Below are 24,275 nucleotides of genomic sequence, written 5' to 3'. Positions count from 1 at the left end.
ACTACTTGGTCTTCGCCGCTTGGTCATAACGGCGTTGTCTTCACGGCCCGGTTCAGGCTTGGCTTGTTTGCCTTCACTGCACGACGACGGCGTGCGCAGCGGGGATCGCGGACGAACTCACCCGTTTGCGGAACACCCAGTAGGTGTAGCCCTGGTAGACCAGGACGGCCGGGATGCCGAACAGGGCCACCACGCTCATGACGCCCAACGTGTAATCGGACGAGGAAGCGGAATCCACCGTCAGGTTGAAGGCCTCGTTGATCGTGGAGGGCAGCACCGTGGGGAATACCGCGGTGAAGATCGTTACCGTCCCGGCAACCAGGAAAATGCCAAGCCCGGTGAAAGAGAGCCCGTCCCTGCCTGCCTTGGCCAGCAGCCAGGCGGCCACCGCGCCAATAGCGGCGATCAGCAGTGTCACCACCGTGACCGCCTTGCCGTTGCGCAGCACCAGCACCGCGGCCCAGGCAGCCATCGGCAGCAGCGCCACCGGCAGCCAGCGCAGCACCACGGCCTTGGCACGCAACCTGATCTCGCCGTCGGACTTCAGCATCAGGAACGCTGCTGCATGCACCAGGCAGAAGCACACGACGGCCAGCCCGCCCAGTACGGCGTAGCCGTTGAACCAGGCGAACGCGCCGCCCACCCGGTCGCCGTTGGCGTTAAGCGGCAGGCCGGTGGTGGTCAGGCCCAGCATTGCGCCGACCCCGAAGGCCGCGACCAGGGAGCCCAACGCGATCGCCCAGTCCCAGCCGGCCCGCCAGCGGTCGGAGTCCACCTTGCCGCGGTATTCGATGCCGACGGCGCGGAAAATCAGGGCCAGCAGCACCAGCACCAGCGGCAGGTAGAGGCCGGAGAACAGCGCGGCATACCACTGCGGGAAGGCCGCAAAGGTGGCGGCCCCCGCGGTGATGAGCCAGACTTCGTTGCCGTCCCAGACCGGCCCGATGGTGTTGAGCAGCACGCGGCGCTCGGTGTTGTTCCGGGCGAAGCCACGCATCATCATCCCGACGCCGAGATCGAATCCCTCCAGGAACAGGTAGCCGGTCCAGAAGAAGGCGATGACGACGAACCAGACAGTGGGCAGGGTTTCCATGTAGTCCTCTTATCGTTCCGTGGGAGCCGTCAGTAGGCGAAGGAGAGCACGTCGTCAGCACCGCTGTCCTTGCCGCGGCCGCCGGTGCCGTCGCCGCCGTCCGGGCCGCCGTCGTCGTCCTTCTTTGCACTTTCCGTGGACGGTTCGTGCAGCAGTTCAGGCATGGCCGCGGGCACACCGCCGCGGCAGTAGGCGGCCAGCAGCTTCACTTCCACCACCAGCAACGTGCCGTAGACCAGGGTGAAGGCGCTCAGCGAGAAGATCAGTTCTCCCAGCGAGACACCCGGCGAGACCGCGGCGGCGGTGAACATGAACACGTTGTCGATGCCGTCGGGATCCGGGTTGGGCGCGACGACGAACGGTTGGCGGCCCATTTCGGTGAAGATCCAGCCGGCCGAGTTCGCGCCGAACGGTGCCAGGATGCCGAACACGGCCAGCCGCATCAGCCATTTTGATTCCGGCACGGTGCCCTTGCGCACCACCCACAGGGCGACGGCGGCGGCCGCAGCGGCCAGCATGCCGAAGGTGATCATGATGCGGAAGCCCCAGTAGGTGACCTCCATGACCGGCACGTAGTCGATCTCGGTGCCGGCACGCTCGCCGTAGATCGGGTCGTCCGGCAGGTGCGTGCCAAAGCGTTCCTGGTACTCCGGCAGCAGGGTGTTGATGCCCCGGATGTCGGTGTCGAAGTCTCCGTTGGCCAGGAAAGAGAGCATCCCGGGCAGCTCCACCACGGCCACCATGTCGGCGCAGTCGTTCGAGCCGAGGTCGCCGACCGAGAGAATGGAGAAGCCGGTGCCGTCGTGGCAGGCAGCCTCGGCAGCCGCCATCTTCATGGGCTGCTGGTCAAACATGAGCTTGGCCTGCAGGTCACCGGTGAGGGACACGCCGGCAAAGGAGACCACCGCGACGACGGCGCCGATCCGCAGCGAGCGGAGCCAGACCTTATGGTCCGCCGCGTCCCGGCCGCGGGAAGGCTCCGAACCGACGATCACTTTGCCGTCCGCACCGACGGTATCGATGCCGTCGCGGCGCCGCTTCCACAGGTGGTACCAGCTGATGCCCAGCAGGAACCCGCCGGCCACCGAGATCGCGCCGAAGATGGTGTGCGGGAAGGCCACCAGCAGGGTGTTGTTCGTCAGCACGGCCCAGACGTCGACCATGACGGGCCGTCCGTCGATCATTTCGACGCCGACCGGGTGCTGCATCCAGGAGTTTGCGGCCAGAATGAAGTAGGCCGAACAGATGGTGGCCAGCGAGGCACACCAAATGCTCAGCAGGTGGACGGCCTTGGGCAGCCGGCCCCAGCCGAAAATCCACAGGCCCAGGAAGATGGACTCCACGAAAAACGCCAGCAGTGCTTCCATTGCCAGCGGCGCGCCGAAGACGTCGCCGACGAAGCGGCTGTATTCGCTCCATGCCATGCCAAATTGGAACTCCTGGACCAGGCCGGTGGCCACGCCCATGATGAAGTTGATCAGGAACAGCTTGCCCCAGAACTTGGTCATCCGCAGGTACTGGTCCTTGCCGGTGCGGTACCAAGCCGTGTGCATGATCGCGACCAGCAGCCCCAGGCCAATGGTCAAGGGCACCATCAGGAAGTGGTAGACGGTGGTGATGCCGAACTGCCACCGTGCGATTTCCAGTGCTTCCAACCCGCTGCCTCCCGGACTGACGTGGCTCCCGGATGACCCCGGGAAAACCTTTTCTACAAGCCGTAGAACTTAATCTTCTACGTACTGTAGAACATTTGCGCGAAAGACGGTAAATTAGAGACCAAGAGCACGGTCGCGGGAAGATACCGCGGGCCGTTGCTTCGACGTTAAGAGACGAAAAGGAACCAAATGGCTACTCTCGGAGATCTGGAACGGGCAGTCATGGACGTGCTGTGGTCCCAGAACGCCGCCGATCCCGACGAAAGCGGGCTCACGGCCAACGAACTGCGCGACCTGCTGGCCCAGGCCACCGCCGACGGAGCGGACGGCAAGGAACTGGCCGTCACGACGGTTCTGACAGTCCTGTCCCGGTTGGAAAAGAAGGGGCTGGTCCAGCGCGGCCGGGACATCCGTCCGCACCGCTACCGGGCGGTGACCAGCCGCGAAGAGCACACCGTGGAACTGATGCACGAAGTCCTGGGCTCGGCGCCGGACCGCGAGGCCGTCCTGGCCCGCTTCATCGGTACGGTCACGGAGCAAGAGGCCGAGGCGCTGCGCAAGATCCTCTCCAGCTAAAGCCGAATGTTCCTGGCCTCCTACCTGCTGGCCGCCTTGGCGGTTATTTTGGCATGGCCGGCACCCATCCTGCTCTCACGGGCACGCTGGACGGCGCGGAGCCCGGAGAGCGCGCTGGTGCTGTGGCAGGCCATTGCCTTGGCCGGCGGGTTGTCCATGATCGGGGCCATGCTGACCTGGGGGCTGGAACCACTGGGGGACAACCTGCTGCAGGGCCTCCGGGGCCTGACCTCGCTGCTGCTGGACGGCAGCCCAGACGCCGGACTCGACCTCATCCATGTGTTCGCCCTGAGTGCGGCTCTGCTGCTGACCGTCCATTTGGTCTTCACCTTGCTGCTGACCTACTACAAGATCCGCAAACAGCGCAGCCGGCACCGCGATCTGCTGAACTTGCTCAGTTCCCCGTCCGCCGACTCGCCGCGGACCCTGGTGATCAACCATCCGGCACCGGTCGCCTATTGCCTGCCGGGCGGCGGCGGTTCAGTGACGGTGCTTTCCAACGGGTTGCTGGAACTGCTCTCCCCCGATGAGCTGCAGGCCGTGATGACGCACGAAAAGGCGCATCTGGACCAGCGCCACGATCTGCTTTTGTGGGCCTTCGCCGCCTGGCGGTCGGCCCTGCCGTGGCTCCCCACGTCGAAGCTGGCCCGGACTGCGGTCAACGAGCTGACCGAAATGCTCGCCGACGACCACGCGCTGAAGACCTCGGACCGCGAGACCCTCGTGCGGGCGATCGCCGTGGTCGCGGCGGGCGAACGGCCCGAGGCGGGGGCCGCGGTGACCGCCGGCGTCGGTGATCCGGCGAAGGCCTTGCTCGGCGCGGCCGAGACCGAAACCTTCGTCACCGCGCACCGCCTGCGGCGGCTGCTCTCCCCCGTTCCGGCCCTCGGCCGGGCGGCGCAATCGGCGGTGCTGCTGGGGTCGGCACTGTTGCTGGCCGTGCCGACCGTGCTGCTGGTGGCGCCCGGCCTGGCGTCCTAGGCGTCGATCCGTTCGCGGTCCAGCATCGAGGCTCCGGCAACGATGAACTCCTTGCGCGGCGCCACGTCCGAGCCCATCAAGAGGTCGAAGGCGCGCTCGGCCGCTTCGGCGTCCTCGATCCGCACCCTGCGCAACGTCCGGTGCCTGGGTTCCATCGTGGTTTCCGCCAACTGGTCGGCGTCCATCTCGCCCAGCCCCTTGTAGCGCTGGATCGGTTCCTTGTACTTCCTGCCGTCCTGCTCCAAGGTGGCGAGCAGCTTGTGCAGCTCGTTCTCCGAATAGGTGTACACCACTTCGTTGGCCTTCGAGCCGGCGTTGATGATCTCCACCCGGTGCAGCGGCGGCACCGCGGCATACACCCGGCCGGCATCCACCAGCGGGCGCATGTAGCGGAAGAACAGCGTCAACAGCAGTGTGCGGATGTGTGCGCCGTCGACGTCGGCGTCGGTCATCAGGACCACCTTGCCGTAGCGGGCGGCGTCCAGCTGGAAACTGCGGCCCGACCCGGCCCCCACCACCTGGATGATGGCGGCGCATTCGGCGTTGGACAGCATGTCGCCCACCGAGGCCTTCTGCACATTGAGGATCTTGCCGCGGATCGGCAGCAGCGCCTGATGGTCGGACGAGCGGGCCAGCCGTGCGGTACCCAGGGCGCTGTCGCCCTCGACGATGAACAGTTCGGACCGTTCCACTTCGTTGGTGCGGCAGTCGATCAGTTTGGCCGGCATGGTGGAGGTCTCCAGCGCATTCTTCCGCCGCTGCGTCTCCTTGTGGACGCGGGCCGAGATGCGGGATTTCATCTCGCTGACGACCTTCTCCAGCAGCAGCGCGGACTGCGCCTTGTCTCCTCTATTCGAAGAACCCAGCTTCGCTGCCAGCTCCTTCTCCACCACGCGCGAGACGATGGCACGGACGGCCGAGGTGCCGAGGATTTCCTTGGTCTGGCCTTCGAACTGCGGCTCGGCCAGGCGGACGGTGAGCACTGCGGTCAGGCCGGCGAAGACGTCGTCCTTCTCGATCTTGTCGTTGCCCGCCTTGAGCTTGCGTGCGTTGGCTTCGATCACCTTGCGGAAGGTCTTCAGCAGCGCCTGTTCGAAGCCGCTCTGGTGCGTTCCGCCCTTCGGCGTGGCGATGATGTTCACGAACGAACGCACCGTGGTGTCATAGCCGATGCCCCAGCGCAGCGCCACGTCCACCTCGCAGTCGCGGTCGACCTCGGCGATCTTGCTGTGCCCGTTCTCGTCGAGCACCGGAACGGTTTCTTTGAACTTGCCCGAGCCGTGGAAGCGCCAGACATCTGTGACGGCACTGTCGTTGGCCAGGTAGTCGACGAACTCGCCGATGCCGCCGTCGTGGTGGAACACTTCCTCGAACGGACCCTCTTCGCCGGGGGTTCCGGGCAGCCGGCGCTCGTCGCTCAGTGTGATCTTCAGCCCGGGAACCAAGAAGGAGGTCTGCCGGGCCCTGTTCTGCAATTCTTCATAGGAGAACCTGGCGTCCGGGGTGAAGATCTGCCGGTCTCCCCAGTAGCGGATGCGTGTGCCGGTCACGCCGCGCTTGGCGGTGCCAACCACTTCCAGCTTGGACCCCGTGACGAACGGCTCGAACGGGGACTCCGGGCCCGGGCCCTTGGCCGGGTCGATGAATTTGCCCGGTTCGCCGCGGCGGAAGGACATCTGGTAGGTCTTGCCGCCGCGGTCCACCTGGACATCCAGCCGGGAAGACAGCGCGTTGACCACGCTGGCGCCCACGCCGTGCAGGCCGCCGGAGGCAGTATAGGAGCCGCCGCCGAATTTGCCGCCGGCATGCAGTTTGGTGAACACCACTTCAACACCGCTCAAGCCGGTCTTGGGCTCGATGTCCACCGGGATGCCCCGGCCGTCGTCGTGGATCTCCACCGCGCCATCCGGGTGCAGGGTGATCTTGATGCTCTGCCCGTAGCCCGCCAGGGCCTCGTCCACCGAGTTGTCGATGATTTCCCACAGGCAATGCATTAGCCCGCGGGAATCGGTTGAACCGATGTACATGCCCGGCCGTTTGCGGACGGCTTCCAGTCCTTCCAGAACGGAAAGATGGCGTGCTGTGTACTCAGACTTCGTTGGCGCCACGTGTACAGGTGCTCCTTGGCAAGACAGAACGGCGGTTCCTGGCCGCGGCCCGCCGCGAATAACGGACCGTTACTAGGCTAGTCCCCTTTACCCGCGCGCTTGTGCACCGCGCCGCACCGATCAACCGCATGTGACGCAGCTCCCGCTGTAATGCAGCTGTGATACGCGGTGAGCGAAAGTGACCTTAAGATGCGAAGTTTTGCGAGGTCCGGATGGTTGTATGGGTAGACGCACTCGTAAGGAGGTCATCATGACAACAGCAGTAGCCCCCCGTGAACTGACCGCAATGGACCGTTGCGACCGTTGTGGCGCCCAGGCCTATGTACGGGTGGTCCTGGCCTCCTCCGGCGGCGAGCTCCTCTTCTGCGGGCACCATGCCCGGCAGCACGAGCCGCAGCTTCGCTCGAAAGCCTCGGAGTGGCAGGACGAAACCGGCCGCCTGACCGAAAAGGCCGGCGCCAGCGCCGAATAGACCCATGCCGGAGAGCTGCCCGCGCAGCTCCCTGTGGCATGGCCCGGCAGGCCCCCACGTTGAAGGGCGCCGTTCCCCGCAAAGGGAACGGCGCCCTTCGCTTTATCCGGCGGACGTCGGCTGTCCGTGTCCAGCGCCAGGCAACCGACGGACTCTGGCCGCACCCCGCTCCGTCCAGAGCTGCTGCGGCACCGCCGCGGTCATAAAACCAGGCTTAACGGCAGCAGGGCCGGTCCCCTCTCCGGGGTGCCGGCCCTGCTGCTGCGTTGTGGGATCAGTCCAGGTAGTCCCGCAGTACCTGCGACCGCGACGGGTGCCGCAGCTTGGACATGGTCTTCGATTCGATCTGGCGGATGCGCTCACGGGTGACGCCGTAGACCTTGCCGATTTCGTCTAAAGTCTTCGGCTGGCCGTCGGTGAGGCCGAAGCGCATCGCCACCACGCCGGCTTCGCGCTCCGACAGCGTGTCCAGCACGGAGTGGAGCTGCTCCTGCAGCAGGGTGAAGCTGACCGCGTCGGCGGGAACCACAGCTTCGGAGTCTTCGATCAAGTCGCCGAACTCCGAGTCGCCGTCCTCGCCCAGCGGCGTGTGCAGCGAGATCGGCTCGCGGCCGTACTTCTGGACTTCGACGACCTTTTCGGGCGTCATGTCCAGTTCCTTGGCCAGCTCTTCGGGCGTAGGCTCTCGGCCCAGGTCCTGGAGCATCTGGCGCTGCACGCGGGCCAGCTTGTTGATGACTTCCACCATGTGCACCGGGATGCGGATGGTGCGGGCCTGGTCCGCCATGGCGCGGGTGATGGCCTGCCGGATCCACCAGGTTGCATAGGTGGAGAACTTGAAGCCCTTGGTGTAGTCGAATTTCTCGACCGCGCGGATCAGGCCCAAGTTGCCTTCCTGGATCAGGTCCAGGAACAGCATGCCGCGGCCGGTGTAGCGCTTGGCCAGCGAGACCACCAGGCGGAGGTTGGCTTCGAGCAGGTGGTTCTTGGCCCGCTTGCCGTCGTGGACAATCTGCTCCAGGTCACGGCGCAGCCGCGTTTCCATGGTGCCGTCATCCTTGGCCAGCTTCTCTTCGGCGAAAAGCCCGGCCTCGATCCGGAGGGCAAGGTCGACTTCCTGCTCAGCGTTCAGCAGGGCGACCTTGCCGATCTGCTTCAGGTAATCCTTGACGGGGTCCGCGGTAGCACCCGCGGAGACTACTTGCTGGGCCGGTGCGTCATCGTCGTCAGCATCGGAGTAGACGAAGCCGGAACCGGTTTCGCCGTCCTTACCCTTCTTGCCGCTGGCTTCCTCGACGGCTTCAACGTCTTCGTCCGCGGGTTCGGGCTCAACGTCTGCATCCTCGTCGACTTCTTCTGTGGCCGGATCGGCAGTGTCCGCGTCCTTCTTGGCGGCAGCACCCGGCTTCCGGCCGCGCCGCTTGGGTGCGGCATCAGCCGTTGCCGCTGACTGGGCGCCGGTGCGCTTGGCAGTCGCGGACTTCTTCGGAGCGGAGGCAGCAGTCTCCTCATCGGGAGCTGCAACAGTCTTCTTGTCCGGTGACACAGAGAACCTTTCGTACGGCGGTCTGTGACGCTACCTGCGGGCAACACCACTATGACCCTGTCAAGTCCGTGTTTGATTTCAAACCAAGTCACGGACGCAGGGTCTGCATCGCATAACCTGATCCGCGGCTGCGGTATTCCCGAGGGAAGTACCGCTGTTTGAAACACGAACCCAACCGGGTCTCGGTTCCCATTGTCTCACGATTCAGCCAACCGGAAGAACCGGATTTGACTCCCCCTCTGCCCGGCTAAGCAGCCAAATGCCTCGGACCGGGCCACGCGGTCTCGCGCCGGCGTGCCCAAAGCGGCAACATCCCGCTGTCTGCCAGTTCCCGGACGAGCTCGGCGAGCCGGTACCCGGGGTGCTCGCGCAGGCAGCCTTCGGCGCGCTGGTGCGCATGCGAGCCGCGGCCCCGTGCCCATTCGATCCATGCATGCAGAGCACCGGCAGCGGCCCGGGAGCGTCCGGTGCCCACGGAGTGAAGCTGCCCGAGCAACTGCGCCGTGGCATCCACACGCTCCCAGTCCGGGGCCCCGGGCGAGTCACCGACCAGGATCCTGGACAAGTTCCGGGCTGCCGCAGGATCATCGGCCTCCGGCAACGACGCGACGTCCGGATCCACATCCGCTCCAGGATCGGGTCCCTCGAGGAGTCCAGCCGCGCCGGCCCACAGGAAAGCGGCCTCAAGTCCGTTGCAGGCGAAGATTGCAATGGCGTCCCGAACCGCGTTGTCGGTCAAGCTCGCGAGCAGGAAGGCCTGCGCTTGGGCCGTGATGGTGCCGGACTGGTTCGCTGTCAGGGCATGCTCCCACCGGCGCAGCGTAGCGTAGTAAAAAACCGGATGTGTCCAGCTCCCGGCAAGTCCGTCGGCCAGTTGGTCGGCTTCCCGTTGGATGGCGCTCGACGTCGCGGATGCCGGCGGCGCTGCCACACCGGGCGGCGCTTCTGACCCCCGGGCCTCAAGTGCGGACCCGGCAGCAGGGTGTTCTCCACGGGGAGCGGCAGGGAATGGATCGACTGCGGCCTCCGCCGCCGACGCAGCATAGGTACTGCCGTTGTAGACAAGTTCGGCGTTCAACGCGCTGTCCCGGATCTGCGATACCGGCCGTCCAGGCAAAGGGCAGCAACTGGCATCGGCGCAGTAGAGCTCCCGCCAATGCTCGGTGCCAACCGCCCAGCCGCCGCGGACCGGCAGTCCCGCGGCCGCCAGGGACCGGCCAAGGGCTGCCACGAGTTCAGGGTGTGGCGGCCGGTCTGCTGCGCGCCACGCGTGCTGCGTGTAGAGGATCAGCAGCGATGAGTCGGCCTCCTCGTCAGAGCGCAGGTAGTCAGCCGCGGTGTCGGCAAACAGCTCCAACTGGCGGTTGTTGCCGGTTCTGGGAAGGTCCAAGCGCAACGTGGCCCCGAGACGGCCGCCGGAAAGGGACAACAGGACCACGCTCTCGGCGGGCAGGAATCCCAGCGTGTGCGGCACGAAGCCCAGGACGTCGGCGGACTGGCGGGCCGTGAATCGCTTCTTCTCCATGGCAGGAGCTTGCTGCTGCAGTGGCCGCGGCGGCCATCCGGCCGGGCGATCCTGTGGACAGGATCGCCCGTGACGGGCCCTGTGGAGGGCAACAAGTCAGCCTCGCCGGCTTCCGCCGTTCTCCCGGCGTTCCCTGATGCGCTCGCGCCGCCGGCGCCGGTCCCGTGCCAGCGCATCCCGCAACGGGGGGACAATGACTCCTCCGTGGGACATCCTCGTGCGCACGCGCTTGCGTACAGCCAAAATGGCCAGCGTGCCGCCGATCAGGAAGACGAACTGGAGGCTGAAGGCCAGCTTGAACGAGTCCAGCGCATACAGTTCACCCTGCGAGAAACCGCTGGCCAGCAGGGCGTCCAGGACAACGCCCATGCCGAACATCACCAGCAGCGCAGAGATGAAACCGCCGACGTTCACGATGCCGGTTGCTGTGCCGGCGCGGCTCAGCGGGTTGAACGTCCGCGCGAAATCGAAGCCGATCATCGATCCCGGGCCGCCAATGGAAACCGCCATCACCAGCAGCAGAAGCAGCCAGAACGGCGCAGGGCCGGGATAGAGCAAGACAGCCAGCCAGGCGGTCGACATGACGCCAATGATCAGCAGGACCATCGTGGAGCGCCGTAAAGGATGCCGGCCCACCCAGCCGCCCAGCAACGGACCCGCAACGAAAGAGGTCAGTACCGCTACGGTCATCAGCACCGAGGCCACGGCCGGCGCCAGCCCTTGGGCGGAGACGAGGAACGGGTAGCCCCACATCAGCATGAACACGTTGGCCGGGAACTGGACCGTGAAATGGGTCCACAGCCCCAGCCTGGTGCCCGGTTCCCGCCAGGCCTCGGCCAGCGAGGAGCCGGTCTGGCGCAGCGTCGGCGGCAACGGCTTCTGGTGTTGGGCCGGCTCGTTGCGGACCACCGCGAGCGCCAGCACAAAGGCGATCGCGGAGAGCGCGGCGACCGAGAGGAACGCGGGTGTCCAGCCCGCAAGGTTCAGGATCGCCACGAAGGGGATGACGCTGATCAATTGGCCGATTTGGCCCAGTTGTCCGGTCAGCTGGGTCAGCAGCGGGATGCGCTTCGCACTGAACCAACTGGGCAACAACCTCAGCACGGACACGAACGTCATGGCGTCGCCGGCACCTACCAGGACGCGGCCGACCAGTCCTTCCGGAACGGACGACGCAAAGGCCAAGGCGGTTTGCCCGGCCAGCATCAGCAGGGCTCCGCCGGCAACCATGACCCGGGGACCGTACTTGTCCACCATCAGCCCGACGGGAATCTGCAACCCTGCGTACACCACCAGTTGGACCACGGTGAAGGTCGACAGGGCAGCGGCGGTGGCATCGAAGCGCTCGGTGGCCTGCAGGCCGGCTACGCCGAACGAGGTGCGCTGGGTGATCGCGACCAGATAGGCGAAGATTCCGCTTCCCCATACCCACCATGCACGCCGCGAATCCATTGCTCCAATATTGCCCGCTTCCCGCGGTGCAAAGCTAATCGGAGGTTCCGGGCTCGGCCGAGGGCCCCTTGCCTCCGTCGCTGTCGCCGGCGGGTTGCGTGGCGAGGAACGCTTCTACCGCGGCACCGAGCTCGTCGGCGTCGGGCAGTTCTTCGTTGTCTTTGACCAGCAGCGAACGGCGCTCTTCGTGCCCGGCATATTCGTCGTAGCGCTCTTCGAGACGGACGACGACGCGCTGCACCTCGGCGGAGTCCTGTACCTGCCGGTCAATCTGCCCTTCGACGTCGCGCCCGTTCTCGCGCAGCCGGTCGGTCGGAAGCACCAGCGAGGTAGCGGCGCCAAGGTACTCCAAGGCGGCGACGGCGGCAGGAGGGTACTGCGCGTCGGCCAGGTAGTGCGGCACATGGATGGAATAGCCGACGACGTCCCGGCCGGCCTCGGCCAGCCGCACTTCCAGCAGCGGCCCGATGCCCGCTTGCAATTCTGCCTGAGGCTTCCACGTGGTGATGCCGTTGATCAGATCCGGCCGGGACCCGTGGACAGTGACGCCGATGGGCCGGGTGTGCGGCACCGGCATCGGCAGCGACTGCACCCATGCCACCAGGCGCGTCTCGAGCCGGTTCGCCAGCCAGACGACCGCAGCCGAGAAACGCTCCCACTGGTAGTCGGGTTCGGGGCCGGTCAGCAGCAGGAACGGCGTGCCCAGCCCATCGACCACTCGGTAGAGCTCGATGGCGGGTGCTTCGTAGTCGGTGAAGTGATCCCCCGCAAACGTGATTTTGGGCCGCCGGCTGCGGTAGTCCACCAACTGGTCGGCGTCGAAGGCAGCAACCAGCTCGGCGTCCAGCTCATCGAGCAGTTCATCGCCGATCTGCTCCATCACGTGACCTGCTTCGGCTGCTCCGGTGAACCCCATGATCAGGTCAAGCCCGCGCAGCGCCGGTGAATCGAACAGCTCTGCGTTCGTCGACATCAGCGACCGTGGATCCAACAATGTTCCCTCCGTCCGGGCATCTTCTTCCCTGCCGTATATGGCCCTCTGTCATGACAGCGCAGACGCGGGCGGAAAAATTCCGCGGCTGCGGACCCCGGTAGGGCGTGAAGAAACAGCGCATCCGTGTGGGAGAGACTACGATCGACAGGTGCAGGCCCTGTTCCGGCGAACGCCTGAAACGGGTTTTTCCTGCTGGAACTACTGTAAACACAACGGTATGCAACCGGTGAGCGGCGGCCACACCCGATCCGCGCTGGCCGGCTGAAGGAGAAGTTAGGACAGATCTGCGTGATCCCCACGACCGAGCTTAAGCTCAGCGCCATTGCCAAGGATGTCAGAAAAGCCAAGTCCGATGCCCTCGTCATCGCGGTCGGGCAGGGCGGCAACGGCCCGGTTCTGCTGGAGAATCCGTTATCCGCCAAGTCCGCCAAGGCCCTGGCGGACACCCTTCCGCTGCTCGGCGTCACCGGCGCCGCCGACGAGATTCACCGGCTGCCGGGGCTGCCGGAGTCCGGTACGGATGTGCTGGTGCTGGCCGGCGTCGGGAAGCTGGGGCCGGACCGTGCCGTAACCGTCGAGACCCTGCGCCGCGCTGCCGGTTCGGCAGTGCGGCAATTGGCCGGGGTGCAGTCGGTGGCCCTGGGCCTGCCAGCGGCCACGGTGGCCGAGGCCGCAGCGGTGGCCGAAGGCGCAGCGCTCGGCGCGTATGCCTTCAACGAACACCGCAGCCGCGGAAACGATGGCCGCGGTCCGGTCGCCGAAGCCACCGTGCTCACACCGGTTGCCGGCGACAAGCAGCTGGCCAAGGCGCTCAAACGGGCCGCCGTGCTGGGCCGCGCCGTGAATGCGACGCGCTCCCTGGTCAATCAGCCGCCGAGCCACCTCTACCCTGCCTCGTTCGCCGACACCGCGGCACAGATGGCCAAGGGCCTGCCGGTCAAGGTCACCGTGCTGGACGAGGACAAGCTGGAGAAGGACGGCTACGGCGGCTTGACCGGCGTCGGCAAGGGATCCACGCGGCCGCCGCGGTTGGTCAAGGTTGAATATGCCCCGGTCCGGGCCAAGGCGAAACTCGCCTTCGTCGGCAAGGGCATCACCTTCGACTCCGGCGGCCTGTCGCTCAAGCCGGCCGCCGGAATGATGACCATGAAGTGCGACATGGCGGGTGCCGCCGTCGTGCTCAACGCAGTTTTGGCCATCGCCGAGCTCGGCTTGCCGGTAAAGGCCACCGCGTGGCTTTGCCTGGCCGAGAACATGCCCTCGGGCACCGCCTCGCGCCCCTCCGACGTACTGACCATGTACGGCGGCAAGACAGTGGAAGTACTCAATACCGACGCCGAGGGCCGGCTGGTGATGGCCGACGGCCTGGCGGCCGCCAGCGAGGAACACCCCGATGTGTTGCTCGACGTCGCCACCTTGACCGGCGCGCAGATGGTTGCGCTGGGAAGCCGGGTGGGCGCAGTCATGGGCGAAGAACCCGTGCGCGATGCGGTTAAGGCTGCCGCTGACCGGGCGGGCGAACTGTTCTGGCCGATGCCGCTGCCGGACGAACTGCGCTCCGGCCTGGATTCCCAGGTGGCCGACCTGTCCAACATGGGCGACAAGTACGGCGGCATGCTGACCGCCGCGATCTTCCTGCGCGAATTCGTGGGCGAGTCGGACGGCGTGCGGATTCCGTGGGCGCACCTGGATATTGCCGGCCCGGCCTTCAACGAGGGTTCGCCGCACGGCTACACCCCGAAGGAAGGCACCGGCGTCGCAGTCCGCACGCTGGTGGCCTACGCGGAGGATGTGGTTGCCCGCAGCGCCTGAGGACCGTATCCCGGCCCACCCACCGGCGTGAATCCGCCCACAATCCGCACTCTTGGTGCTGTCACCAAGTAGATGATGGTATGCGGGACCGCTAAGGTGAAACCCAAACCAACTCCGATCTTTAACCCCAATCAACTCATCGACGTGTCACCACACGTTACGAACACGCGAGGGAGCGTTCACGTGGCCGATTCGGCAACAGCGCAAGAATTCGACATCCTGGTCCTCGGCGCCGGCAGCGGCGGTTATGCCGCGGCCCTGCGCGCCGTGCAGCTGGGCTTCACCGTCGGCCTGGTCGAGAAGGCCAAGCTCGGCGGCACCTGCCTGCATAACGGCTGCATCCCCACCAAGGCTCTGCTGCATTCGGCCGAGCTGGCCGACCACGCCCGGGACGCTTCGAAGTACGGCGTGAACCTGAGCCTGGATTCGATCGACATGGCTGCCGTGAACGCTTACAAGGACGGCATCATCGCGGGCAAGTTCAAGGGCCTCACCGGCCTGATCAAGTCCAAGGGCATCACCGTCATCGAAGGTGAAGGCAAGCTCGTCGGAACCGACACGGTCGAGGTCGGCGGCACCGCGTACAAGGGCAAGAACATCGTCCTGGCCACCGGCTCCTACTCGAAGACGCTTCCCGGCCTTGAAATCGGCGGCAAGGTCATCACCTCGGACCACGCCCTGCAGATGGACACGCTGCCCAAGAGCGCGGTGATCCTGGGCGGCGGCGTGATCGGCGTCGAGTTCGCCTCGGTATGGAAGTCCTTCGGCGTGGACGTCACCATTGTCGAGGGCCTGCCCTCGCTGGTCCCCAACGAGGACCCGGCCATCATCAAGCAGCTGGAGCGCGCGTTCAAGAAGCGCGGCATCAAGTTCAACACCGGCGTGTTCTTCGACAAGGTGGAGCAGAACGACGACGGCGTCGTGGTCACGCTGGCTGACGGCAAGACCTTCGAGGCCGACCTGCTGCTCGTTGCCGTCGGCCGCGGTCCGAGCACTGCCGGGCTGGGCTTCGAGGAGGCCGGCGTCACGGTGGACCGCGGCTTCGTGATTACCGATGAGCGTCTGCACACCGGCGTCGGCAACATCTACGCCGTCGGCGACATCGTTCCGGGCGTCCAGCTGGCGCACCGCGGCTTCCAGCAGGGCATCTTCGTGGCCGAGGAAATCGCCGGCAACAAGCCAGCCGTGATCGAGGACATCAACGTCCCGAAGGTCACCTACTGCGAACCGGAGATCGCTTCGGTCGGCCTGAACCAGCCGCAGGCCGAAGAGAAGTACGGCAAGGACAACGTGGAGACGGTTGAGTACAACCTGGCCGGCAACGGCAAGAGCTCCATCCTGGGCACCAGCGGCATCATCAAGATGGTCCGCGAGAAGGACGGCCCGATCGTGGGCATGCACATGATCGGCGGCCGCATCGGCGAGCAGATCGGCGAAGCGCAGCTGATCGTCAGCTGGGAAGCGTACCCGGAGGACGTCGCAGCCCTCATCCACGCGCACCCGACCCAGAACGAGGCGCTCGGCGAAGCCGCCATGGCCCTGGCCGGCCGTCCGCTGCACGGATAACAAGCTTCACCTAGTGCACCCGTCCTCGCCGGACGGGTGCACTAGGCTCAAGAGTAAGACTCGATGTACCGGCCAGGCCGGAAAATAGACTCAAAGGAGAACGGGGACGACATGTCTGAAACCGTGAACTTGCCCGCCCTCGGTGAAAGCGTCACCGAAGGCACTGTGACCCGCTGGCTGAAGCAAGTCGGCGACCGGGTCGAAGTCGACGAACCGCTGCTCGAGGTTTCCACCGACAAGGTTGACACCGAAATCCCCTCTCCCGTAGCCGGTGTGATTGAAGAGATCCTGGTGGCTGAGGACGAGACCGCCGACGTCGGGGCCCCGCTGGTGCGCATCGGCGACGGTTCCGGTTCCGGCCAGGCGGCCGAAGAGGCTCCGGCCGAGGAAGCCCCGGCCGAAGAGCCGCAGCAGGAGGCCGCGCCGGAAGCCCCGCAGCAGGAAGAGCCCCAGCAGGAAGCCCCTGCCGAGGAAGCTCCGGCCGCCGGCTCCGGCGAAGGCACCGAAGTCACGCTCCCGGCCCTGGGCGAGAGCGTCACCGAAGGAACCGTCACCCGCTGGCTGAAGCAGGTCGGCGACACGGTCGAGGTTGATGAGCCGCTGCTCGAGGTCTCCACCGACAAGGTCGACACCGAAATCCCGTCCCCCGTGGCCGGCACGGTCCAGGAGATCAAGGTCGCCGAGGACGAGACCGCCGAGGTCGGTTCGGTGCTGGCCATCATCGGCACCGGTGCCGGTCCCGCCAAGGCGGAGCCGAAGGAAGCCGAGCCGGTGGCCGCCGCCCCGGCCCAGGACCGCGAGGCCCCGGTGAAGGAGCCCGCAAAGGCCGCGCAGCCCGCCGCCGAAGCTCCGAAGGCCGAAGCCCCCAAGGCTGAGGCGCCTGCTGCAGAAGCCCCGAAGGCAGCGCCTGCGCCCGCCGAGGCTGCCGCAGTCTCCGACGCCGGCTACGTCACTCCGCTGGTCCGCAAGCTGGCCAATCAGCACAAGGTGGATCTCTCCACCGTCAAGGGCACCGGAGTGGGCGGCCGCATCCGCAAGCAGGACGTGCTGGAAGCAGCCGAATCCGCCAAGCCGGCCGCCGCTCCCGCAGCAGCGCCCGCGGCGGCTCCGGCGCAGGCAGCGGCCTCGGCCAAGCGCGGCACCGTGGAGAAGGCTCCGCGGATCCGCCAGGTCATCGCCCGCCGGATGCGCGAATCGCTGGACGCCTCCACGCAGCTCACCCAGGTCCATGAGATCGACATGACCAAGGTGGTCAAGCTCCGTGAACGCGCCAAGAAGTCCTTCCAGGACCAGAACGGCGTCAAGCTGACCTACCTGCCCTTCATCGCCAAGGCCGTTGCGGAGGCGCTCAAGCAGCACCCGAAGCTGAACGCCGAGTACGACGAGGAAAAGCAGGAGATCACCTACCACAACGCCGAGCACCTGGCGATTGCGGTGGACACCGACAAGGGCCTGCTGGTACCGGTCATCAACGACGCAGGCAACCTCAACCTTGCCGGCCTGGCGGGCAAGATTGCCGACGTCGCGGACCGCACCCGGAGCAACAAGATCGGCCCGGATGAGCTCTCCGGCGGCACGTTCTCCATTACCAACATCGGCAGCGTCGGGGCCCTGTTCGACACCCCGATCATCAACCAGCCGCAGGTCGGCATCCTCGGGACCGGCAGCATCGTCAAGCGGGCGATGGTGGTCCAGGATGAGAACGGCGACGATTCGATCGCGATCCGCTCGATGATGTACCTCTCGCTGACCTACGACCACCGTTTGGTCGACGGCGCGGATGCCGGCCGTTTCCTGCAGACGCTGCGGGCACGTCTGGAAGCCGGCCAGTTCGAGGCGGATCTGGGCCTGTAGCCCGGCGGTTCCGCACCGCGCACCAATCAGCGGCGGGCCGCGTTCAGTTCTGGACGCGGCCCGCCGCTGTTTCGTCTGCCGCGGCTACTACAGCAGGTAGAAAAATTCATTCCGGCCCGGCATGCCGCGGCCTGCAGCCCCACTGTGGCCCGATAGGCTGGGCCCATGGACATCCTTTACAACCTTCTCGTCTTCCTGCACATCGTCGGTGCGGCCATGATCGTCGGCATTTGGATCGGCAACATGAAGAAGCCCACCGTCCACCCGCGGCAGTTCGACGGCGCCGCCCTGCAGATCATCACCGGTGTGATCATGATGGGCCTGATTCCGGCCCTGGACATGGACGCGAACTATGTGAAGCTGTCCATCAAGCTGGTCATCGCGCTCGTCGTCGGCGTCCTCGCTTTCATTGGTCGCCGCAAGTACAAGGCCGGCGAACCGATTTCCGCTGGCCTGGCCCATTCAGTCGGCGGTCTGGCGCTGCTAAACGTTGCCATCGCGACTTTGTGGAACTGACCCTGCGAAGCCACTGACACTGCGGCCGGTCCCGGATTCGGGGCCGGCCGCCGCGGTTTAACCCGCCCACCGGACAGGCCGCGGCAACTCCCCTAGTATGAAATGGACGGCACCGGCCCTACGCGGCCGGACCGGCATGGAACGTATCCCAGATCGACCAAGGAGGACACATGGCTACAACCCGTACTGCCAGCACCGAATGGAAAGGCGACCTGTTCGGCGGCAGCGGCCAGACCACATTCGAAACGTCTGGAATCGGCACCTACGATGTCACCTGGAAGGCCCGGGCGGAGCAGGCCGAAGGAAAGACCAGCCCCGAAGAGCTGCTGGCTGCAGCCCATGCCACCTGCTACTCGATGCAGTTCAGCAACATGCTCAAGGAACACGGCACCACGGCGGAAAGCATCAAGACCTCTGCGGCGGTGGACTTCGTGCCGGGGACCGGCATCACCGAGATCCGGCTGACCGTCAACGCCACCGTGCCCGGGATCAGCGAGGAAGATTTCCAGCGCCTGGCCACCGGCGCCAAGGAGAACTGTCCGGTATCCGGTGCCCTGGCCTCGGTGCCGAGCATCACGCTTGACGCCACGCTGGCCAGCTAGTTTCGAAAAGACAGAAGAACCCCGGCGCATCCTGGATGTGCCGGGGTTCTTCAGGTTCGCGGACGGCCGCGCTGGCGAAGGTCAGCGCAGATCCTGCGGCCGCGGCGGCAGCGCCCCGGGACGCAGCACCGGATAGCCGCCGCGGGCCGGCGGCTGGTCGGTCGGCAGTTCGCTGAGCATCTCCTTCAGGATCCCCACGCCGTGCTCCAGCTGCGGGTCTTCCCCTGCGCCGTAGGCGTGCGGCGGGAACGGCACCTCGATGTCCGGTTCAACGCCAAAGTTTTCCACGCCCCAGCCCACGCCCTGGGTGAACCAGAACGCATACCGGGGCTGCGTGACCCCGGTGCCGTCGGCCAGCGCAAACTTCGCGTCGATGCCGACCACGCCGCCCCACGTCCGCGTCCCGACAACGGGGCCAATGCCGCGCAGCTTGCTCACCTGCGTGATGATGTCGCCGTCGGAACCGGCATACTCATCCGTGAGGACCACGACGGGGCCGCGCGGTGCATGTGCCGGATAGGTGCCCGGCTGCTCGCCGCGGGCCAGGCTCCAAGCGTTGACCTTGCGGCCGATCAGTTCGGCGACCAGCTGCGAAGTATGACCGCCCCGGTTGCGCCGGACATCGATGATCAGCGCGTCCTTGGCGGTCTCCACGTCCAGGTCACGGTGCAGTTGAGCCCAACCGCGGGCCACCATGTCGGGGATGTGGAGGTACCCGAAGCGCCCGTTCGAGGCGTCGCGGACGTTGCGGCGGTTGCCGGCGACCCAGTTCTGGTACCGGAGCCGTTCCTCGTCACGGATCGGGATCACCGCAATCCGCCGCTGCAGGCCGGCTTCCGGGCTGCCCGATCCGTTGACGATGGTCAGTTCAACGGTCTTGCCGGCGGCGCCCACCAGCAACGGCGCCGGGCCGCCGAGCGGATCCACCGGGATGCCGTCCACGGCAGCAATGACGTCGCCCGGTTGGACGGCGGCGCCGGGAGCGGTCAGCGGAGACTGTGCCAGCGGATCCGAAGATTCCCCGGCCAGGATCTTGTGCACCGTCCAGCCGGCCTCGGTCCGCACCAAGTCGGCGCCCAGCAGACCCTGCTTGCCGGCGCCGGGCTCCGTGACCGGTGCGGGCATGACGTAGGCGTGCGAGGTGCCCAGTTCCCCATGCAGTTCCCAGAGCAGGTCGATCAAGTCGTCGTGGGAGCCCAACCGTTCCACCAGCGGCCGGTAGCGGTCGTAGACGCCCTGCCAGTCCATGCCCGCCATGTCCTCGGCCCAGTAGAAGTCGCGCTGCAGCCGCCAGGCCTCCTCGAATGCCTGGCCCCAGACCTTCAGCGGTTCCAGCGTGAGCCGGATCCGGCTCAGGTCCACCTGCACGCTCTCCGGCGAGTCGTCGTCGACCTTCCCGCTGACGGGGACGGCCCTGACCTTGGACTTGTGCACGTACACCAGCCGCTTGCGGTCCTGCGACATTTCGTAGGCATCCAGGGCAGGCACCAACACGGAAACCTCACGGCGCGACAGGTCGAACCGCTCGAGCCGCTGGGACTGCTCCGCGTCCTCGGCTGAAGCACGTCCTTCTCCGGTGACCCCGGCAGGATCAGTGGCCAGCCACAGCAAGGCTCCGTCCACGGCGGTAAGGCGGGTGTAGCGGCCCTGCTGGACCGGGACCGGAATGATCCGCTCACCCAGCCGTTCCGCGTCCACGGCGATCTCCGCGGCGGCAGGCTTGGTCTCGCCGGCGTCCGACTGGCCGTCCTGATCCTTCTCCGCTGCCGGCGGCGCATCCGGCAACGTGCCGTGCACCGAGGGTCCGAACGGCGAGGGAGTGGCGGCGGCCAGAGCCACCAGGAACGGCTTGGTTGATTCGGGGAAACCCAAATCGAAGCTGTGGGTCGAATAGACCGGGTCGAAGCTCCGTTCGGAGAGGAAGGCCGCGAACTTGCCATCGGGGGTGAAGGCCGGCCCGTGGTCGCGGAAGCGTCCGTCGGTCACGTCAATGATGCTGCCGTTGCCGTCAGCGCGAACCAGCCGGAGACGGGTCCGGGTGCCCTCCGCCGTCACCGGTTCGGCCCACAGGATCCAGCGCGAATCGGGTGAGAAGGTCAGTTCGTTGACCGCCCCGTGGTCAGTGCCAGCGAGCCGGCGCAGGTCCCCGCTGTCGACGTCCAGGACCAGCAGCTGGCCGTATTCGGTGGCGACCGCCGCCAGTGTGCCGTCCGGGCTGGCAGCCAGCGCGCTCACCCGGTCCGGTCCAGGCAATTCCACCCGGCGCAGCTGCTGCGGCGCCAGCGCTGCGGCCGAACGGGCCTCCGCCTCCTGGCTGTCGGCTCCGCTGCCGCCCTGCCGTCCGCCGGAACGCACTTCGACAATCGGCTGGGATTGGGTCGGGGTAACGACGGCGGAGGCCGACACCGGGCGCGGCAAGCCGGCCGGTTCCGGTTCGGCAGGTGCCGCACTGGCTTCGGCGGGTGCGGGCGCGTCGGGTTGGGGAAGCTGTTCGAAAACCTGGCGGATGTAGAGGGCCTCTTCGCCCCCGTGGTCGGCGACGTAGACCACCCGCGAGTCCCCGAGCGGCCGCGCCAGCCGGGCCCGGACGCCGGCTGTCGACTCCACGACGCGCGAAGGACCGTCCCGGTGGGTCAGCCAATGCACTGTTCCGTGTGCCTCGATGACGGACGCGGTTCCCTTCGGATTCGGCACGGCCGATGCCAGGTGCTGCGCCACGTTGAGAGGGCGGCTGCGGCGTCCGGTCGAGGCCGAGCCCAACGTGAGCTGAAGCCGCCGCGGTTCCGCGGCCAGGGAATCGAGCAGCCACAGCTCGCCGGCGGACTCGAAGACCACGCGGGTGCCGTCCGTGGACGCGTGCCGGACGTAGAAGCCGTCATGATCGGTATGCCGGCGCAGGTCCCCTCCGTCCGGCCGGACCGAGTACAGGTTGCCGTGGCCTTCGTGGTCGCTGAGGAACGCTATCCGGTCGCCGATCCACATCGGATCCGCGAGGTTCCCATCCAGCTCAGCGGCGAGGCGCCCGAATTCGCCGCCGCCATCCCGGTCAATCCAGAGTTTGCCGGCCGTGCCGCCGCGGTACCGCTTCCACCAGGCCGGTTCACGCGAGAGCACGCTACCGAGCACCACCGGGCGCTCGTCGCCGAGCTCCGGCCCGAACGCGACGGAATCAACCGGCCCATAGGGCAGCACGCGGGCGCCGGAGCCGTCCAGCGGTACGGCGTAGGCCCACGTGTGGCGGGATTCTTCGCGCTGGAACGAACTGGTCACCAAGGCTTCGCCCCGTGGTGTGAAACCTTTGACCTTCGTCGACGCATGTCCCCAGAAGGTCAGCTGGCGGAAGCCTCCGCCGTCGACCGAGGACGTGACCACTTCGGGAGCGCTGGCCTGCACCACGCCCCACACCAGGTTCTGTCCGTCGGGCGAGAATCTGGGGTTCCTGGCCGGCAGTTGCAGCGACGAAACCCGCCACGCCCTGCCCCCGGCAATGGGGCCCACCCACACATCGTCCTCGGCGACGAACGTGACGAGATCGGCGTGCACGTGCGGGTAGCGGAAGTAGCTGGATAAAGTCATGCCTCGATCTTAGTCACGGCCGGCAGCAGCCCTCGGGTCATCCGGGCGGCGGCGTTTCATAGACCGCCTGGATGAGCCAACCAGCCTCCTGCCGCACGAGTTCCAGTTGGATCCGCTGCACGCTGGGTTCGAAATGGTCCTTCACCACGCTGCCATCGGCCGCTAGCTGGCGGAACGGCGACGTGATGACCGTCGCAGCCACGCGGGCCGGTGGCCCCGAGGTTCCGGCCGCAGCGTCCTCCCCCGCGAGGTCTTCCACCGTGGTCTCGAAGTCCGCCAGCCAACAGCCGGCCTCGGTCAGCGCCGAGACAATGTCCTGATCGGTGTCCATCACGGCGGTTCCGGGAACATTGACCCGTTGGAGCAGCGTCGCGTCCCGGGTTCGCAAGGCTTCGCTGCGCAACCAGACCAGAGCGGGCACGGCCGCGGCCGCATCGTCGCCGTGCAGCGCCTGCTCGAGCTGCTCCGGCATGGAGCGTGTCTCCGGCGGTGCCGGAGGCCGTCCTTCACGCGGCGCCGCGGCAACCGACTGCGCCACGGACTTCCCGTGGCCGGTCACCTGCACGGACTGACGGGCCTCCGGCGCAGCAACGATGCTCCCGGCCGCGAGGGCCACTCCCGCTGCGGCGGCCACGGCGGTCAGCGCGAATGCTGCCCTGCCCCACCGACCCGTGGCGGGCGGGGCAGCGACGCCCGCGGGCCGGCCCTGGCCACGGCCGGCTGCGCCGCTCCGCCTCACCCGGGGCCGACTGGGCAGCCGGCTGCGGCTCCGGGCCCGGGACCTGCCGGGCAGCGGCGGCCGCAACCCCTCCCGCAATCCCTCCAGGAGCCCCGCGGGTCTTTCCGGCGTCCCGGGCCGGGTCAACAGCTGGCTCGCCACCGAAGGATGTGCCGACGCGGTCAGGTCCAGCGCCTCGGGGCGAGCGGTCCGGATCACCCGCCGGGCGAACTCCGCCGCGGACGGGCGCTGGTCCACGTGCTCCGCCAGCCCTTCCTCCAACAGCGCCACCAGCTCGTCCGGCACGTCGGGGACCAAAGCACCCAACGGCGGGCGGTGCGCCGTGGCGCCGGGCACCCGCCCGGTGAGGGCGAACCAACCGATGGCTGCCAGGGCATAAACGTCCTCTTCCGGGTCCAGCCCGCCCTCGGCCACACTCCTGGACGGGGCCTTGAAACCGGGCGTCCCCGCCGCCGGCGCCCGGACGCTGCCGAGTGCCCGCGCCACCCCCAGATCGGCCAGCAGCGGCTTGCCAACAGCCGTGAACAGCACGTTGCCGGGCGACACGTCGCCGTGGACCACGCCGAGCCCGTGCAGGTAGTCCAGCGCCTGGGCAATCGGAGACAGCAGCGTCACCGCTTCGCCGACCGCCACAGGTCCCCGCGCGGCGACAAGTGCCGCCAGCGAGCCGCCGGCGGCATACTCCAAGAGCAGCCCCGGCCCCCGGTCCGTTGCCACCTGGCCGTGCGCCTGCAGCAGATGCTCATGGCTGCCGCCCGCCAGCAGGACGGATTCACGGTCCGCCGCGGCAGCCGCTCCCTCCTTCCCCTGCTGCCTTCCGGCAACCGGCCACGGGGCCGGCCTGCCCGCCTCCGCCGCCGCGCCCTGCCGTGCCGCCCGTCGGGTGGGAGGCGGCGCACCGGCGTCGTCGTTGTGGTTGGCAGGAGCGGGCGGGGCGGACAACACTTTCAGGGCATACTCGGTGCCCGTGGCCAGCTCCCTGACCAGCCACACCGACGCCGATGCGCCACTGCCGAGCCAGCGCTGCACGGCGAAGCCCGGTGCCGCCGGACGCGGCGGTTCCTGTCCGGAGGAGACCGTTCCACCTGCCCGCTCGTCGTCGTCCATGGACTACTTCTACTCGGTTCGCCGTCGGTGCGCTGGAGTTATCCACAGTTCGGTCCGCTACACAAATAGCAGTGCCGGACGCCGAAGCGTAGGCTTGCGGA

At 67.1% G+C, this 24,275-nt stretch carries 17 protein-coding genes; 8 read left to right on the top strand and 9 right to left on the bottom strand.

All coding sequences use genetic code 11. The features are described from left to right. Nucleotides 1–73: 73 nt before the first annotated feature. Nucleotides 74–1,093: a cytochrome d ubiquinol oxidase subunit II gene (gene cydB, locus E4J89_RS05515; protein ID WP_136785109.1), complete on the bottom strand. Its 1,020-nt coding sequence runs from the start codon at nt 1,091–1,093 to the stop codon at nt 74–76. Between the two features lie 29 nt (nt 1,094–1,122). Next, nucleotides 1,123–2,748 (bottom strand): cytochrome ubiquinol oxidase subunit I, encoded by a 1,626-nt coding sequence (locus tag E4J89_RS05510; RefSeq protein ID WP_136785108.1) that lies wholly within the window; start codon nt 2,746–2,748, stop codon nt 1,123–1,125. Between the two features lie 189 nt (nt 2,749–2,937). Between E4J89_RS05510 and E4J89_RS05505 the strand changes: the two genes are divergently transcribed. Together E4J89_RS05505 and E4J89_RS05500 are read left to right on the top strand one after the other, a co-directional pair. Continuing rightward, the gene (locus E4J89_RS05505; protein WP_136785107.1) at nt 2,938–3,324 is read left to right on the top strand and encodes a BlaI/MecI/CopY family transcriptional regulator; all 387 of its coding nucleotides are present in this window, start codon (nt 2,938–2,940) and stop codon (nt 3,322–3,324) included. A 6-nt stretch (nt 3,325–3,330) separates the two neighbouring features. Further along, a complete protein-coding gene (locus E4J89_RS05500) occupies nt 3,331–4,305 on the top strand; it encodes a M56 family metallopeptidase (protein ID WP_136785106.1) in 975 nt (324 codons plus the stop codon). Here E4J89_RS05500 and E4J89_RS05495 read toward each other — a convergent pair. Continuing rightward, complete coding sequence (locus E4J89_RS05495) at nt 4,302–6,413, bottom strand: DNA topoisomerase IV subunit B (protein ID WP_136785105.1); 2,112 nt, start codon at nt 6,411–6,413, stop codon at nt 4,302–4,304. The genes E4J89_RS05500 and E4J89_RS05495 overlap by 4 nt on opposite strands. A gap of 250 nt (nt 6,414–6,663) precedes the next feature. Between E4J89_RS05495 and E4J89_RS05490 the strand changes: the two genes are divergently transcribed. Further along, nucleotides 6,664–6,885, top strand: coding sequence for a hypothetical protein (locus E4J89_RS05490; RefSeq protein ID WP_136785104.1), 222 nt, complete (start codon nt 6,664–6,666; stop codon nt 6,883–6,885). A 274-nt stretch (nt 6,886–7,159) separates the two neighbouring features. On the opposite strand, the gene E4J89_RS05485 is transcribed toward E4J89_RS05490, so the two are convergent. The 4 genes from E4J89_RS05485 to E4J89_RS05470 all read right to left on the bottom strand — a co-directional run bounded on the left by E4J89_RS05485 (nt 7,160) and on the right by E4J89_RS05470 (nt 12,381). After that, nucleotides 7,160–8,431: an RNA polymerase sigma factor gene (locus tag E4J89_RS05485; RefSeq protein ID WP_136785103.1), complete on the bottom strand. Its 1,272-nt coding sequence runs from the start codon at nt 8,429–8,431 to the stop codon at nt 7,160–7,162. A gap of 247 nt (nt 8,432–8,678) precedes the next feature. Further along, the gene (locus tag E4J89_RS05480; protein WP_136785102.1) at nt 8,679–9,956 is read right to left on the bottom strand and encodes a DUF4192 domain-containing protein; all 1,278 of its coding nucleotides are present in this window, start codon (nt 9,954–9,956) and stop codon (nt 8,679–8,681) included. 96 nt (nt 9,957–10,052) lie between these two features. Next, a complete protein-coding gene (locus tag E4J89_RS05475; RefSeq protein WP_136785101.1) occupies nt 10,053–11,408 on the bottom strand; it encodes an MFS transporter in 1,356 nt (451 codons plus the stop codon). A gap of 34 nt (nt 11,409–11,442) precedes the next feature. Beyond that, nucleotides 11,443–12,381, bottom strand: coding sequence for a PAC2 family protein (locus E4J89_RS05470; RefSeq protein WP_136785100.1), 939 nt, complete (start codon nt 12,379–12,381; stop codon nt 11,443–11,445). A gap of 309 nt (nt 12,382–12,690) precedes the next feature. Between E4J89_RS05470 and E4J89_RS05465 the strand changes: the two genes are divergently transcribed. From E4J89_RS05465 to E4J89_RS05445, 5 genes are all read left to right on the top strand, one after another. After that, nucleotides 12,691–14,214 (top strand): leucyl aminopeptidase, encoded by a 1,524-nt coding sequence (locus E4J89_RS05465; protein ID WP_136785099.1) that lies wholly within the window; start codon nt 12,691–12,693, stop codon nt 14,212–14,214. Nucleotides 14,215–14,397: 183 nt separating this feature from the next. Next, nucleotides 14,398–15,780, top strand: coding sequence for a dihydrolipoyl dehydrogenase (lpdA, locus tag E4J89_RS05460; RefSeq protein WP_136785098.1), 1,383 nt, complete (start codon nt 14,398–14,400; stop codon nt 15,778–15,780). Nucleotides 15,781–15,891: 111 nt separating this feature from the next. After that, entirely contained in the window at nt 15,892–17,634 is a 1,743-nt protein-coding gene (gene sucB / locus E4J89_RS05455; RefSeq protein WP_136785097.1) for a 2-oxoglutarate dehydrogenase, E2 component, dihydrolipoamide succinyltransferase, read from the top strand. 165 nt (nt 17,635–17,799) lie between these two features. Beyond that, nucleotides 17,800–18,150 (top strand): hypothetical protein, encoded by a 351-nt coding sequence (locus E4J89_RS05450; RefSeq protein WP_136785096.1) that lies wholly within the window; start codon nt 17,800–17,802, stop codon nt 18,148–18,150. A 170-nt stretch (nt 18,151–18,320) separates the two neighbouring features. Next, a complete protein-coding gene (locus E4J89_RS05445) occupies nt 18,321–18,752 on the top strand; it encodes an OsmC family peroxiredoxin (protein WP_136785095.1) in 432 nt (143 codons plus the stop codon). Nucleotides 18,753–18,833: 81 nt separating this feature from the next. On the opposite strand, the gene E4J89_RS05440 is transcribed toward E4J89_RS05445, so the two are convergent. Next, nucleotides 18,834–22,328 (bottom strand): S41 family peptidase, encoded by a 3,495-nt coding sequence (locus E4J89_RS05440; protein ID WP_136785094.1) that lies wholly within the window; start codon nt 22,326–22,328, stop codon nt 18,834–18,836. A 37-nt stretch (nt 22,329–22,365) separates the two neighbouring features. Further along, entirely contained in the window at nt 22,366–24,174 is a 1,809-nt protein-coding gene (locus E4J89_RS05435; RefSeq protein WP_136785093.1) for a serine/threonine-protein kinase, read from the bottom strand. Nucleotides 24,175–24,275: the final 101 nt, after the last annotated feature.

The sequence above is a fragment of the Arthrobacter sp. CAU 1506 genome (assembly GCF_005047635.1).
GTDB lineage: Bacteria > Actinomycetota > Actinomycetes > Actinomycetales > Micrococcaceae > Crystallibacter.
Note: the sequence above shows the minus strand (reverse complement) of the source record. Positions and strands in the feature narration are given on the sequence as shown.

Excerpts from the sequence above, each read along its gene's own strand:
- cydB (WP_136785109.1), bottom strand. The coding sequence starts at position 1,093 with ATGGAAACCCTGCCCACTGTCTGGTTCGTCGTCATCGCCTTCTTCTGG.
- E4J89_RS05505 (WP_136785107.1), top strand. The coding sequence starts at position 2,938 with ATGGCTACTCTCGGAGATCTGGAACGGGCAGTCATGGACGTGCTGTGG.
- E4J89_RS05500 (WP_136785106.1), top strand. The coding sequence starts at position 3,331 with ATGTTCCTGGCCTCCTACCTGCTGGCCGCCTTGGCGGTTATTTTGGCA.
- E4J89_RS05490 (WP_136785104.1), top strand. The coding sequence starts at position 6,664 with ATGACAACAGCAGTAGCCCCCCGTGAACTGACCGCAATGGACCGTTGC.
- E4J89_RS05480 (WP_136785102.1), bottom strand. The coding sequence starts at position 9,956 with ATGGAGAAGAAGCGATTCACGGCCCGCCAGTCCGCCGACGTCCTGGGC.
- E4J89_RS05475 (WP_136785101.1), bottom strand. The coding sequence starts at position 11,408 with ATGGATTCGCGGCGTGCATGGTGGGTATGGGGAAGCGGAATCTTCGCC.
- E4J89_RS05470 (WP_136785100.1), bottom strand. The coding sequence starts at position 12,381 with ATGTCGACGAACGCAGAGCTGTTCGATTCACCGGCGCTGCGCGGGCTT.
- sucB (WP_136785097.1), top strand. The coding sequence starts at position 15,892 with ATGTCTGAAACCGTGAACTTGCCCGCCCTCGGTGAAAGCGTCACCGAA.
- E4J89_RS05450 (WP_136785096.1), top strand. The coding sequence starts at position 17,800 with ATGGACATCCTTTACAACCTTCTCGTCTTCCTGCACATCGTCGGTGCG.
- E4J89_RS05445 (WP_136785095.1), top strand. The coding sequence starts at position 18,321 with ATGGCTACAACCCGTACTGCCAGCACCGAATGGAAAGGCGACCTGTTC.
- E4J89_RS05440 (WP_136785094.1), bottom strand. The coding sequence starts at position 22,328 with ATGACTTTATCCAGCTACTTCCGCTACCCGCACGTGCACGCCGATCTC.
- E4J89_RS05435 (WP_136785093.1), bottom strand. The coding sequence starts at position 24,174 with ATGGACGACGACGAGCGGGCAGGTGGAACGGTCTCCTCCGGACAGGAA.